Here is a 12,418-nt window from a genome sequence, read left to right as displayed (position 1 = left end):
TGGAAGGCGAAGGGGCGGCATGACAAGGCCCCTCCGCCTGCGGGCCTGGAGGGCTAAGCCCGCAACGTTCCGGCTACGGTTTCGCCCAGGCGGCCGAGCTCGTGGATGATGGTCACGCCCGCAGCCTCCAGGGCGGCGATTTTGTCCTCGCCCCGGCCTTTGGAACCGCTGATGATGGCCCCGGCGTGGCCCATGCGCTTGCCCTTGGGGGCCGTAAGCCCGGCAATGAAGCCGAACACCGGCTTGGGGTAGGCGCTTTCTTTGATGTAGGCGGCGGCCTTTTCTTCCCCGTCGCCGCCAATTTCGCCGATCAGGCAGACGGCTTCGGTTTCCGGGTCTTCCCGGAACATTTTGAGCAGATCCGTAAAGTACAGGCCTGGCACGGGGTCGCCGCCGATGCCCACGCAGGTGCTCTGGCCCAGGCCCTGCGCTGTAAGCTGGTGCACGGCCTCATAGGTCAGGGTGCCGGAGCGGCTGATCACCCCTACGGAGCCGGGCTTGTGGATGTAGCCGGGCTGGATGCCGATCTTGCACTGGCCGGGAGTGATGACCCCTGGGCAGTTGGGGCCCACCAGCTGCGTGCCCGTGTCCTTGAGTCGGGCCTTGACCCGCACCATGTCCAGCACCGGGATGTGCTCCGTAATGCAGATGACCAGGCGCAGGCCCGCGTCTGCGGCCTCACACACGGCGTCCGCGGCCACGCTTGCGGGCACAAAAACCACGCTCACGTCCGCGCCCGTTGCCTTCACGGCCGCAGCCACGGTGTTGAACACGGGCACGCCCAGCACGCTTTGTCCGCCCTTGCCCGGCGTGCAGCCCGCCACCACCTGGGTGCCGTAGGCCAGCATCTGCTCCGTATGGAAGCGGCCTTCGCGCCCCGTGAGGCCCTGCACCAGCACGCGCGTGTCTTTGTTGACCAATATGCTCATGCCGCACCTCCAGCGGTGAGGGCCGCAATTTTGTGCGCCGCCTCGCTCATGGAGGCCGCCGTTTCAAAGTTCAGACCGCTTTCCCTGAGGATGCGCCGGCCTTCTTCCACATTGGTGCCTTCCAGCCGCACCACCAGGGGCAGGCGCAGGTCCACCTTGCGGGCCGCGTTGACCACGCCCTGGGCCACGATGTCGCAGCGCAATATGCCGCCGAAAATATTGATCAGGATGCCCCGCACATGCGGATCGGAGAGCATGACTTCAAAGCCCGCGGCCACCATCTGCTCGTTGGCCCCGCCGCCCGCGTCCAGAAAGTTGGCGGGCGCCGCCCCGGCCTGCTTGATGGCGTCCATAGTGGCCATGGCCAGGCCCGCGCCGTTGACCATGGTGCCCACATAGCCGGAGAGGCGCACATAGTTCACGCCCAGCTCCCGCGCCTTGCGCTCCAGGGGGTCGCCTTCCTCTGGGTCGTCCATGGCGGCCACGTCCGGGTGGCGTTTGAGGGCGCTTTCGTCAAAATCCATCTTGGCGTCCAGGGCCACAATGTCCCCCGCCGTGGTCACGGCCAGGGGATTGATCTCCACCAGCACGGCGTCCTTTTCCACGGCCAGGCGCACCAGGTTCTGCACCAGGGCCGCGCCCTTGCCCACCTGCTCCGGCGTGAGCCCGCAGCCAAAGAAGAGCTGCCGCGCCTGGTACGGCCAGATGTGGTGCCCGCCGTCCAGCCTGGTGGTAAAAATGCGCTCCGGCGTGCGCGCGGCCACGTCTTCAATGTCCATGCCGCCGTCGGGCGAGGCCATGACCGTCAGGCGCTGCGCGCCCCGGTCCAGCACCACGGCCAGGTAGAGCTCGCGGGCAATCTCCGTGCCCTGCTCCACCCAGACCTTGTGCACCTTCTTACCTTCCGGCCCGGTCTGGTGCGTGATGAGCTGCATGCCGATGATGTGCCCGGCCGCGGCCTCCACTGCGTCCAGATTCTTGCAGACCTGCACGCCGCCGCCTTTGCCCCGGCCGCCCGCGTGGATCTGCGCCTTGACCACCCACACCGGGCCCGGCAGGCCTGCCGCCGCGGCGCGGGCCTCGGCCGCCGTGGCCGCCAGCGCTCCCGCGGGCACGGGCACGCCGAACTGGCCCAGCAGGCCCTTTGCCTGGTATTCGTGAATATTCATGGATAAGCCTTTGTTATGTTGTTATTTTGTTGTTTTTTTGTGGGGGAGGGACCCTTTTGAAAAAGGGTCTCCTCCCCCACGCCCCCACCCCCAAAAACTTTTATTCTCTCAGGAAACGCGCTGGGCGTACCCTGAAACAAGCCTTGTGGGACCAGGAGCGGTGAAAAGGGGGTCCAGGGGGGCGTGCCCCCCTGGCCGCCGGAGGCAGTTTCCCCTTACGCCTGGGCCGAAGGCGCGGCCGCGGCCATCTGCGCGCCCAGGTGGAGGGCTTTTTTGTTGCTTTCGTGGAAGGCCGGAGCAAAGCGGTCGGCCAGGGCTTTTTCCAGGGATTCCAGGCGCACGGCCTTGGTCAGGGTAGCCAGGGCCCCCAGCACGCAGATGTTGAAGGCCTGGGTTTTGCCGTTAAAGGCTTCCTTTACGGCGTGGAACAGGGGCAGGCCCACGCGCCGGGCGTCGATGCGGGCCGAGGGGTGCACCAGGTCGCTGTCGTAAAGGCACATGCCGCCGGGCCGGATAAGCGGCAGGTACTTGGCGGCGGATTCGTCGGTAAGGGCCACCAGCACGTTGGGCTGGTTGACCTTGGGGAAGAAGATCTCGCTGTCCGCGATAATCACGTCCGAGCGGGTGGCCCCGCCGCGGGCTTCCGGGCCGTAGGACTGGGACTGCACGGCCACCAGCCCTTCGTACAGGGCCGCCGCTTCGGCCAGCAGGATGGCCATGGTGATGATGCCCTGGCCCCCGGAGCCGGAGAGAAGAAAACGGTATCTTTCCATGGGGCTACTCCTTGTGGGCCTTGGCGATGATTTTGGCGTATTCCTCGCAGTATTCGGGGCGCTGTTCGTCCACGAACACGCCGCGGGGAATGAGGTTGGGGTTCTCCTCCAGCTTTTTGGAGCCCAGGGGGGCGGTATTGTCGCGGTACCATTCCAGCATCTGCACGGCCCCGCCCATCTTGTTCTTGCGCCCGAAGTAGGTGGGGCACTGGGTGAGGATTTCCACCACGGCGAAGCCCTTGTGGGCAAAGGCCTTTTTGAGCAGGCTCACGATCTCCTTGACGTGGAAGGTAGTGGTGCGGGCCACAAAGGAGGCCCCCGCGCCAGTAGCCAGCTTCACCGTGTCAAAGGCGTGGTCAATGCTGTGGTAGGGCGCGGTGGTGGCCAGGATGCCCTCGCCGGAAAGGGGCGAGTACTGCCCGCCGGTCATGCCGTAGATGCGGTTGTTCATGATGATGGCCACCATGTCGATATTGCGGCGGCAGGCGTGGATAAAGTGGTTGCCGCCAATGGCCATGGCGTCGCCGTCGCCCATGGGCACCACCACGTTGAGCTCCGGCCGGGTCAGCTTGATGCCCGTGGCGCAGGCCAGGGCCCGGCCGTGCAGGGTGTGCATGCTGTGAAAATCCACATAGCCGGAAATGCGCGCCGAGCAGCCGATGCCCGAAACCATGCACATGTTGGAGGGATCTATCTGCAGTTCCTGCACGGTGTGCAGCAGGTTGTTAAGGATGGTGCCGTGGCCGCAGCCGGGACACCAGATGTGGGGGAAGAACCGCTCCCGGATATTCTGCACGCTCATCTCAGAACCCCCTTCCTTCAATAACCCGCATGACTTTGCCGATATCCGTGGGCGTGACCATGATGCCGTCCATGCGGTTGACCAGGAACACGCGGTCCGGCTTCTGCACCACCTGCTTCACCTGGGTGGTGACCTGGCCCATGTTCATCTCCACCACAAAAATGTTGCGGGCGTGGGCGGTTTTTTCCCGCACCAGCTGGGCCGGGAAGGGCCAGAGGGTCTGCAGCTCCAGCAGGCCGATGCGGTCGCCCTTGGCGCGGCGGGTCTCCACCAGGTGCCGCGCGCTGCGCGCCGAGGAGCCGTAGGAGATGATGATGTGCTCCGCATCCTCCAGGTAGAATTCCTTCCAGCGGGCCAGCAGGTGGGCGCGGTTTTCGATCTTGTCCACCAGGTGGTAGGCCAGCTTGCTGACCTGTTCCGGATTCTCCGTGGGGAAGCCCCAGATGTCGTGGAACAGGCCCGTGACGTTGTAGCGGTGCACGCCGCCGAAGTCCGACATGGGCAGGCGGCCGTCCTCGCGCGGCAGGTAGGGGTGGTAGTTGACCCCCGCGGCCACGTCCGTACGCAGGCGCTCCACCACGGGCAGCTCGCCCGCCGGCGGGATGAAGAGCTTTTCGCGCATGTGGCCCACCACCTCGTCAAACAGCAGGATGACCGGCGTGCGGTAGGTTTCGGCCAGGTTGAAGGCCTCCACCGTGATGCTGAACACGTCCTGAATGGTGGACGCCGTGAGCACGATGATGGCGTGGTCGCCGTGGGTGCCCCAGCGGGCTTGGTTCACGTCGCCCTGGGCCACCTTGGTGGGCAGGCCTGTGGAAGGCCCGCCGCGCTGCACGTTGACCACCACGCAGGGAATCTCGGCCATGACCGCATAGCCGATGGCCTCCTGCTTGAGGGAAAAGCCCGGCCCGCTGGTGGCGGTCATGGCCTTGGACCCGGCCAGGGAAGCCCCGCACACCGCGCACATGGAGGCGATTTCATCCTCCATCTGCACAAACTTGCCGCCCACGCGGGGCAGCTGCTCCGCCAGGTGCTCGGCCACCTCGGTGGATGGGGTGATGGGGTAGCCCGCAAAAAAACGCACCCCGGCATACAGAGCGCCGCGCACACAGGCCTCGTTGCCCTGCACGAAACGGATTTCGCCCTCGCTCATGCGGCCTCCTTGCCGTTGCCGGCCTTGCTTGCCCTGGCGGTTTTTTCCACCGTCACGGCCAGGTCGGGACAGTACTGTTCGCACATGCCACACTCCACGCACAGCTCAGGATCATGGCAGGCCTTGCCCGCGTCATCCAGAGACAGCGCCTTCTTGGGACAAAAGGCCACGCAGATGCCGCAGCCTTTGCACCATTGGCGATTGATGTAGACGGCCATAAAAAATCGTCCTTTATCCTCTGTTGGGTTGGGGGGTGGAAGAAAGGCTACACATAGCCGAGCCATTTCCAATAGGTGGCGGCCATAAGCAGGATGCCCGCGTAGGCGATGATGGTCAGCGGGATGCCCGTGCGCACAAAGTCGCGCACAGTAAAGGTTTCAGTGCCGTAGGCAATCATGTTCTGCGGCGCGTTGACCGGCAGGATGAAGCCGAAGCTCACCACATATTGCAGAATCATGGTCATGCCCAGGATGTTGACGCCGCCGCCCTTGACCTTGGAAACCTCCGTGAGCACGGAAATGATGATGGGAATCATGGCCGAGGCCAGGGCCGTGGCCGAGGCGAAGCCCATGTGGATGACAATGAGAAACAGGGCCAGAATGGCGAGAATGGTAAAGGGCGTGCTGGCGGCCAGACCGAAAACGCTCACAATGTACTTGGCTAACCAGACGCCTGCCTTGGTGGAAATGATGGCCGATCCCAGGCTGATGCCGATGCCGAACAGGATGATGGTGCCCCAATTGATGCGTTTCTGGGCGTCCTTCCAGTTCATGATGCCCACACTGGGGATCAGCATGATGGTGACGGCCAGAATGGTGCTGACCGCCGTGCTGAAGGGATGGATCTTCTGCGCGCCCATGGCGCCGCCGATGCCGAACATGCCCCAGGTTTTGCCTTCCAGTACCCAGAACAGCAGCAGGCAGATGGAGATGATCATGAGCTTGAATTCAGCGCCCTTCATGGGCCCAAGCTCTTCCAGCTCTTTTTTGATGATGGCGTCACCGCCGGGGATCTGGTCAATTTCCGGGGGCATGAGTTTGAGCAGCACAAAATAAAGGATCACGGACATGAGGATAGCAAAGGGCGCGGCGGCCGCCAGCCAGTCAAGCCAGCTGATTTCCACGCCCAGGGTCTGTCGGATGAAGTTGACCGCAATCATGTTCTGCGCGGCGGCGGTTTTGATGCCCACATTCCAGATGCTGTCCACCTGGGCGCAGGCGATCATGAGCAGACCGGCCAGCTTGCCCTGACGGTTGATGCCCAGCGAGGCGATGATGCCGCCCACGATGGGCACAATACAGGCCACGCGGGCCGTGGTGGAAGGCACAAAAAAGCTGAGGGTGAAACCCACGCCGATGACCCCCAGCAGCAGTCGGCTGCTTTTGGTGCCCACCAGGGACATGATCTTCAGAGCCAGCCTGCGGTCAAAGCCCGTGGTCTGCATGCCCACGGCCAGAAACAGCGCCGCGGCCACCATGGCCCAGGCCCCGTTGGAAAGCCCCTTGAGGCCCGTGACCAAGGCGGCGTTCATGCCGTAAGGCACGTTGGGGTCGGCTACCGAGGGCGAGAACCCCAGCAGCAAGGTCATGGCGGACAGAATGACTGCCGCGCTCACAGGGTAGGAGACGGCCTCGGTCATCCAGAGGATGACCGAAAACACCAGCAGGCCCAGCATGCGCTGGCCGGCTACGGGCAGGCCCTCGGGCTGCGGCAGCAGAACGATGATCAGCAACGCGCCCAGCGCCAGCCAGAGGCCTGATTTCTGGACCAAGGTACGGGAGTCTTCAGCCATACATGTTCCTCCTTGGCGAACGGGTTACAGAAAAGTTACGCCCCCCTGAGCAAAAGCGGTGCCAAGGTGGTATGACAAAGTAACAGCCTTTTGGCGCGGTTACGCAAAGGCCGGGAAGTCGCTGCGCAAGAAACCGCTCAGAGGCGGTTCCTGCCTCGGCGGATTTTTGCCGATGCGGCGCACGCCGCGCGTTGCGCGGGCCCTTTCATGGATGTATAGGAAAAAAAGCAAGGAGCCGTGGAATCGTTATGCAGCACGCCAAAAAAACAGAGCTGTTTTCCACGCAGGTCGTGGCCGTCCTCTCCAGCCGCCGCGCCCTGCTGATTCTGCTGGTCTGTCTGGCGCTGAGCCTGTTGCTGGCCTGGCGCTTCCAAAGCTACGCCGAAAGAGACCTTACGGCCGAGCTGGACCGCGTGACAGGCGAGCGCCTGACCCTCTATGTGGGCACGCTCCACTCCGCCCTGGACAAATACAACTATCTGCCCCATATCCTCGCCAATAATGCCAAAGTTCGGCAATTGCTGACTGAAAATGGCGACCCGCAGGCGGTGAACCTTTATCTGGAAGACATCAATGCCGCGGCCGGATCCCTGGACCTCTTCATTCTGGACAGGGAGGGCAATACCGTGGCCACCAGCAACTGGAACAGGCCTGGGAGCTTTGCGGGACACAAATACCGCTACCGCCCCTACTATCAGGACGCCCTGGCTGCCGGGCGCGGCACATATTTCGGCGTGGGGGCCACCACGGGGCGGCCCGGTTTTTTCATCACCCAGGCGGTCTACGCGCCGGGCGTAGATCCGGCCTGTCGTTTCGGGCGCGCGCACGACAGAGAGCGGGTGGCAGGCGTGGCCGTGACCAAGGTGGACCTCTCCATGCTCCAGCGCGAATGGCGCGCGGGCGGCGAAACCGTATTTATTACTGATGTGCACGGCGTGGTTTTTCTTTCCAGCAACGACGCCTGGCGTTACCGCTCCCTCCGGCCCCTGGAGCCGGACGTTCAGGCCGCCGTGCTGGAGCAGCGGCAGTACGGCCCTACTCCGCCCGCGGCACTGGACGCGCGGTTTTTCCGCCGGTTCCACCTGGACATGATGGCCCTGGGCGGCCAGGACTGGCTCTACGCCAGACGGCGGGTGGAGCCCTACGGCTGGGACATCTGGTTTCTTAAACCGGCGCGGGAAATGACCGACCGCCAGGAGACGCTCTGGCTTATCAGCGCGGGCGGCGTGGCCTTGGTGGCCTTGGCGGCCTTGCTGGGCTACGCCTTTTTTGCCGTGGCCCAGGCCCGGCGCGAAGCCCATGAGGCCCAGCGCATCCGGGCCGTGAACCAGCGCCTGGCCAGCGAAGTGCGGCGGCGCAAGAAGACCGAGCGCGAGCTTCTGGCCGCCCAGGACGACCTTCTGCACGCGGGGCAGCTGGCGGCCCTGGGCCAGGTGGCGGCCTCCGTGGCGCATGAGCTGAGCCAGCCTGTTACCTCCATGCGCATGTTCATCGTCTCCTGCCGCAGGCTGGTGCAGGACGGGCGCTACAAGGAGGTGGAAAGCACCACCGGGCACATCATGGAGCTGGTGCAGCGCCTGGAAGGGCTCATCGGCCAGCTGCGGCATTTTTCGCGTAAGGCCTCCATGACGCTCGGCCCCGTGCGGTTGGCCGAAAGCATTGAAAACGCCTTGAGTGTTCTGCACTTCAGGGCCGAGGCCATGGCCTGCGTGCCCACCCGCCAATGCCCGGAGGACGCCGTGGTTTGGGCCGACGCCCTGCAGCTGGAGCAGGTGCTCATCAACATTATCCACAACGCCCTGGACGCGCTGGACGCCGCCCGCAAGGCCGCCCCGGCCGAAGCCCCGCCACCCGCCATCGACATCCGCGTGCGCCGCGACGACACCTGGTGCGTCATCAGCATTGAGGACAACGGCCCTGGCATCCCGCCGGAGGCCCGCGAGCATATCTTCAAACCCTTTTTCAGCACCAAACGCTCCGGGGAGGGCATCGGCCTTGGCCTTTCCATTGTGGATAAGGTCATCCGCGCCCTGCACGGCGAGATCCGGGCGGAGGACGTGCAGCCGCACGGCACCCGCTTTGTCCTTCGCCTTCCCCGCGTCCACAACGGTACCGGCCTATGAGCAAGCACACGGTCTTTTTTATTGATGACGACAAAAGCCTGCGCCTTTCTGTGGGGCAGCTGCTGGAATATTCCGGCTTTACGGTGAGCGATTTTGACAGCCCCGAGGCGGCCCTGCCCGCGCTGGATTCCCGTTTTGACGGCGTGGTGCTTTCCGACGTGCGTATGCCCGGCATGGACGGCATGGAACTTTTGCGCCGCATTATGCGCATTGACGCGGATATTCCGGTCATCCTCATCACCGCCCACGGAGACGTGACCACCGCCGTGGAGGCCATGCACCAGGGGGCTTACGATTTTATCGAAAAGCCTTTTAACGAAGACACGTTGTGCGATATCCTGAGCCGCGCCCAGGAGAAACGCCGCCTGGTGCTGGAGCTGCGCCGCATGAAGCAGGATCTGGCCGCGGCCCAGGGCCTGGATGCCCGGCTGGTGGGCGCGCACCCGGCCATGCGCGCCGTAAAGCGCAAGATTATGGACGTGGCTCCCACCGCCGCCGCCGTGCTACTGCTGGGCGAAACAGGCACCGGCAAGGAGGTGGCGGCGCGCTGCCTGCACGACTGCAGCCCTCGCGCCGCCAAACCCTTTGTGGTGGTGGACTGCACCTCCATTCCCCTTTCCCTGGCGGAAAGCGAGCTCTTCGGCTACGCGCGCGGGGCGTTTACAGGCGCGGACCGCCCCCACACCGGCAAGCTGGAGGCCGCCGCCGGGGGCACGCTGTTTCTGGACGAAATCAACAGCATGCCCCTGGAGATGCAGGGCAAACTTTTGCGCGCCATGCAGGAAAAATGCGTCACCCCTCTGGGAACCCACAGCCCCCGGCCGGTGGATTTTCGCGTTATGGCCTCCAGCAACGAAGACCTGAAGGAAAAATGCCGCCAGGGCCGGTTTCGTGAGGATCTTTACTACCGGCTGGCCACCTTTGAACTGCTGCTGCCCCCCCTGCGCGAACATAAGGAGGACATCCCCCTGCTTTTTTCCCTGTTCACCGAATACGCGGCCGCCAACTATGGCCGGGAGGCCGCCACACCCGACAGCGAAGACATGGCCTTGCTTATGGCCCACGCCTGGCCCGGCAATGTGCGTGAACTCAAAAACATGGCCGCGCGCTATGTGCTTTCTGGCAGTCAGGCTCTGGAAAGCCTGCGCGCCGGCGGCGAACAGGGCGCGCCGGACAGGGCGGGCCTGCTGGACCATGTGCGGGCCTTTGAGCGTCAGCTTATCCTGGACGCCATTAAGCGCCACAAAGGCGATATGCGCCTGGTTATGGAAGAGCTGGGCCTGCCCCGCCGCACCCTGAACGAAAAAATGGCCAAGCTGGGCATTACCCGCGCCGCGTGCATAGACAAATTTTTATAGCGCGCCCCAGACCGAAGACAAAAGCGGCGCGGAACCTGCTTGCGGTTCCGCGCCGTTGGCGTTTTTTTTCGCATAACCGCAATGCGGTCCGGCGGTTCAGCCCCGCGCGGCTTCGGCCGCCAGCACGGCCAGCTCCGCGCCGATGCGGTCCAGGGCTTTGGCCAGCACGTCGTCAGCCACGGCATAGGAAAAGCGGATGCAGTTGTCGTCCCCGAAAGCCGCGCCGGGCACCACGGCCACATGGGCTTTGTCCAGCAGTCTGGTGCAGACCTCCGTAGAGTTGGCGGCCAAGCGGCCGAAGCATTTGCGCACGTCCACAAAGAGGTAGAAGGCCCCGTCCGGCCGGGGGCAGACGGCAAAGGGCCAGTCCGCAATGATGTGCATGGCCAGATCGCGGCGGCGCTGGAAGGCCTGGCGCATTTCCCGCACGCCGTCCATGGGCCCGGTAAGGGCCGCAAGCCCGGCCTTCTGGGCGATGGAACAGATGTTGGACGTGCTGTGCCCCTGCATGGAGGAGATTTTTTTGATCAGATCCGGGTGCGCAGCCAGAAAGCCCACCCGCCAGCCGGTCATGGCGTAGCTTTTGGAAAGGCCGTTGAGCACGGCCACCTGCCGGGGGTATTCGGCAAACCAGCCGATGGCGCTGGTCATGACGGCCGGCGGGAAGACGAGCTGGTCGTAGATTTCGTCCGAAAGCACAAAGATGTCCTGGCCCAGGGCCCAATCCATGATGGCCGTGAATTCCGCCTCGGTGTAGACGGCCCCGGTGGGGTTGCTGGGGGAATTGAGGATAAGCAGGCGGGTTTTGGGCGTGCGGTGGGCCTCCAGCATGGCGGGCGTGACCTTGAAGCCCTGTTCCGGCCCGGCGGCCACGGGCACGGGCACGCCTTCCGCCAGCATGATCATGTCCGGATAGCTCAGCCAGTAGGGGGCGGGCAGGAGCACTTCGTCCCCTGGATTGATGGTGGTCTGGATAAAGTTGTAGAGGCAGTGCTTGCCGCCCGCGCCGATGATGATGGATTCGCGCGGCACGGGCACGCCGTAGGTGCGGCCGAAGTAGTCGCCCGCGGCCTTGCGCAGCTCAGGGATGCCGGGCACGGCCGTGTAGTGGCAGAAGTTGGCGTCAATGGCCGCTTTGGCCGCGGCGCAGACGTGCGGCGGCGTGGGAAAGTCCGGCTCGCCCACGGCCAGACTGGTGACGGACACCCCCTGGGCTTTGAGTTCCAGCGCGCGGCTGTTGACGCTGAGGGTCAGGGACGGTTTGATATTGCTCAGACGGTGCGATATCTGCATGGGGGCTCCTTGCGGCCGGGAAAGGGGGCGTTTGCGGCCCGCGCCCGCGGACCGTGGGCAGTTTTATCAATTTCGCCGGGGGGTGTAAATGCGTGAGACGCAAAGCGTGCGCGGGAATATTCCACAGGCGGCGGCAAGGCCGCCTTTGCTGCCGCTGCCGTCGGGCTGTCTTCTGGGGGCCTTTGTGCAGCGGCGCAACCGCTTCAGCGTGGAGATCCGCACCGCGCAGGGCTCAGTCTGGATCCACAGCAACAATTCCGGCAGCATGCTGGGGCTGACCCGGCCCGGCGCGCCCGTGCTGGCTTCTCCGGCGGCCAATCCCGCCCGCAAGCTCAAATACACGCAGGAATGCGTCTGGCTGGCGCAGACCGCCGTACCGCAGCGCCCCGGCGCGGAGGGCGGCCCGCAGGCCCGCACCGGGGCCCCGGCCGCGGCCTTGGCTCTGCCCACGGGCCATTGTCGGGACAGCGGATTCTGGGTGGGCGTCAACACTTCCGTGCCCAACAGGATGCTGGAAGCGGCCTTCAAAGCCGGGCGGCTGCCGTTTGCCGCGGGCTACACGCAGCTGACCCGCGAGGCCCGGCGCGGGCAGAGCCGGCTGGACGGGCTGTTTACCGCGCCAGGGCTGCCGCCCCTGTGGGTGGAATGCAAGAACGTGACCCTGGTGGAGGACGATGCGGCCTGCTTTCCGGATGCGGCCAGCGAGCGCGGCCGCAAGCATCTGCGGGAGCTGATGGATATTACGGCCCACGGCGAGCGGGCGGCCATGTTTTATCTGGTGCAGCGGCCGGACGGACGTTGTTTTGCCCCGGCGGACTGCATTGATCCGGAATACGCCGCCCTGTTTCAGGCGGCGCGGGAATGTGGGGTGGAGATGTACCCGTTTCGGGCTCTGGTGAGTCCGGCGGGGGTGGACCTGGGCGCAACGCTGCCCGTGCGGGCGTAGTGCGGGAGCCTCCGGCGGAGCTCTTCCAGCCTGGGTACTTCTTGCGCGTTGTCTGGGGGAAGAAAAGTTTTTTGAAGGAT

General features: G+C 64.6%; 11 protein-coding genes. 3 read left to right on the top strand and 8 right to left on the bottom strand.

Annotated elements, in window-relative coordinates; genetic code table 11:
* Positions 1 to 53 precede the first annotated feature (53 nt).
* From sucD to BLS55_RS04890, 7 genes are all read right to left on the bottom strand, one after another.
* Positions 54 to 929: a succinate--CoA ligase subunit alpha gene (gene sucD / locus BLS55_RS04920; protein WP_092153124.1), complete on the bottom strand. Its 876-nt coding sequence runs from the start codon at positions 927 to 929 to the stop codon at positions 54 to 56.
* Positions 926 to 2,098 (bottom strand): ADP-forming succinate--CoA ligase subunit beta, encoded by a 1,173-nt coding sequence (gene sucC, locus BLS55_RS04915; RefSeq protein WP_092153123.1) that lies wholly within the window; start codon positions 2,096 to 2,098, stop codon positions 926 to 928. The genes sucD and sucC overlap by 4 nt, the downstream gene beginning before the upstream one ends.
* A 215-nt stretch (positions 2,099 to 2,313) precedes the next feature.
* Positions 2,314 to 2,871 (bottom strand): 2-oxoacid:acceptor oxidoreductase family protein, encoded by a 558-nt coding sequence (locus BLS55_RS04910; protein ID WP_092153122.1) that lies wholly within the window; start codon positions 2,869 to 2,871, stop codon positions 2,314 to 2,316.
* Between the two features lie 4 nt (positions 2,872 to 2,875).
* Positions 2,876 to 3,673 (bottom strand): 2-oxoacid:ferredoxin oxidoreductase subunit beta, encoded by a 798-nt coding sequence (locus BLS55_RS04905; RefSeq protein WP_092153121.1) that lies wholly within the window; start codon positions 3,671 to 3,673, stop codon positions 2,876 to 2,878.
* Position 3,674: 1 nt separating this feature from the next.
* On the bottom strand, positions 3,675 to 4,826 hold the full coding sequence (locus BLS55_RS04900) for a 2-oxoacid:acceptor oxidoreductase subunit alpha (protein WP_092153120.1): 1,152 nt from the start codon (positions 4,824 to 4,826) through the stop codon (positions 3,675 to 3,677).
* Positions 4,823 to 5,044 carry an indolepyruvate ferredoxin oxidoreductase subunit alpha gene (locus tag BLS55_RS04895; RefSeq protein WP_092153241.1) on the bottom strand — a complete coding sequence of 74 codons (222 nt, stop codon included), beginning with the start codon at positions 5,042 to 5,044 and terminating at the stop codon, positions 4,823 to 4,825. Before BLS55_RS04895 ends, BLS55_RS04900 begins: the two co-directional genes overlap by 4 nt.
* 47 nt (positions 5,045 to 5,091) lie before the next feature.
* Complete coding sequence (locus tag BLS55_RS04890; protein WP_092153240.1) at positions 5,092 to 6,618, bottom strand: SLC13 family permease; 1,527 nt, start codon at positions 6,616 to 6,618, stop codon at positions 5,092 to 5,094.
* 248 nt (positions 6,619 to 6,866) lie between these two features.
* Here BLS55_RS04890 and BLS55_RS04885 point away from each other — a divergent pair, with 248 nt between their 5' ends.
* Positions 6,867 to 8,741 (top strand): sensor histidine kinase, encoded by a 1,875-nt coding sequence (locus BLS55_RS04885; RefSeq protein WP_092153239.1) that lies wholly within the window; start codon positions 6,867 to 6,869, stop codon positions 8,739 to 8,741.
* A complete protein-coding gene (locus BLS55_RS04880; protein ID WP_092153238.1) occupies positions 8,738 to 10,099 on the top strand; it encodes a sigma-54-dependent transcriptional regulator in 1,362 nt (453 codons plus the stop codon). The genes BLS55_RS04885 and BLS55_RS04880 overlap by 4 nt, the downstream gene beginning before the upstream one ends.
* Positions 10,100 to 10,195: 96 nt before the next feature.
* Here BLS55_RS04880 and BLS55_RS04875 read toward each other — a convergent pair whose 3' ends face one another.
* Positions 10,196 to 11,392 carry a pyridoxal phosphate-dependent aminotransferase gene (locus BLS55_RS04875; RefSeq protein ID WP_092153237.1) on the bottom strand — a complete coding sequence of 399 codons (1,197 nt, stop codon included), beginning with the start codon at positions 11,390 to 11,392 and terminating at the stop codon, positions 10,196 to 10,198.
* Positions 11,393 to 11,480: 88 nt separating this feature from the next.
* On the opposite strand from BLS55_RS04875, the gene sfsA reads away from it, so the two are divergent.
* A complete protein-coding gene (sfsA, locus tag BLS55_RS04870; protein ID WP_092153236.1) occupies positions 11,481 to 12,338 on the top strand; it encodes a DNA/RNA nuclease SfsA in 858 nt (285 codons plus the stop codon).
* Positions 12,339 to 12,418 lie beyond the last annotated feature (80 nt).

Source organism: Desulfovibrio legallii, from assembly GCF_900102485.1.
GTDB classification, from domain to species: Bacteria; Desulfobacterota; Desulfovibrionia; order Desulfovibrionales; family Desulfovibrionaceae; genus Desulfovibrio; species Desulfovibrio legallii_A.
The sequence above is the reverse complement of the archived record's forward strand: the minus strand, read 5'-3'. Positions and strand labels throughout refer to the sequence as shown.

What these genes read in the sequence shown, in the direction of transcription:
- sucD (WP_092153124.1), bottom strand. Translation starts at nt 929, where the DNA reads ATGAGCATATTGGTCAACAAAGACACGCGCGTGCTGGTGCAGGGCCTC.
- sucC (WP_092153123.1), bottom strand. Translation starts at nt 2,098, where the DNA reads ATGAATATTCACGAATACCAGGCAAAGGGCCTGCTGGGCCAGTTCGGC.
- BLS55_RS04910 (WP_092153122.1), bottom strand. Translation starts at nt 2,871, where the DNA reads ATGGAAAGATACCGTTTTCTTCTCTCCGGCTCCGGGGGCCAGGGCATC.
- BLS55_RS04905 (WP_092153121.1), bottom strand. Translation starts at nt 3,673, where the DNA reads ATGAGCGTGCAGAATATCCGGGAGCGGTTCTTCCCCCACATCTGGTGT.
- BLS55_RS04900 (WP_092153120.1), bottom strand. Translation starts at nt 4,826, where the DNA reads ATGAGCGAGGGCGAAATCCGTTTCGTGCAGGGCAACGAGGCCTGTGTG.
- BLS55_RS04895 (WP_092153241.1), bottom strand. Translation starts at nt 5,044, where the DNA reads ATGGCCGTCTACATCAATCGCCAATGGTGCAAAGGCTGCGGCATCTGC.
- BLS55_RS04890 (WP_092153240.1), bottom strand. Translation starts at nt 6,618, where the DNA reads ATGGCTGAAGACTCCCGTACCTTGGTCCAGAAATCAGGCCTCTGGCTG.
- BLS55_RS04885 (WP_092153239.1), top strand. Translation starts at nt 6,867, where the DNA reads ATGCAGCACGCCAAAAAAACAGAGCTGTTTTCCACGCAGGTCGTGGCC.
- BLS55_RS04880 (WP_092153238.1), top strand. Translation starts at nt 8,738, where the DNA reads ATGAGCAAGCACACGGTCTTTTTTATTGATGACGACAAAAGCCTGCGC.
- BLS55_RS04875 (WP_092153237.1), bottom strand. Translation starts at nt 11,392, where the DNA reads ATGCAGATATCGCACCGTCTGAGCAATATCAAACCGTCCCTGACCCTC.
- sfsA (WP_092153236.1), top strand. Translation starts at nt 11,481, where the DNA reads ATGCGTGAGACGCAAAGCGTGCGCGGGAATATTCCACAGGCGGCGGCA.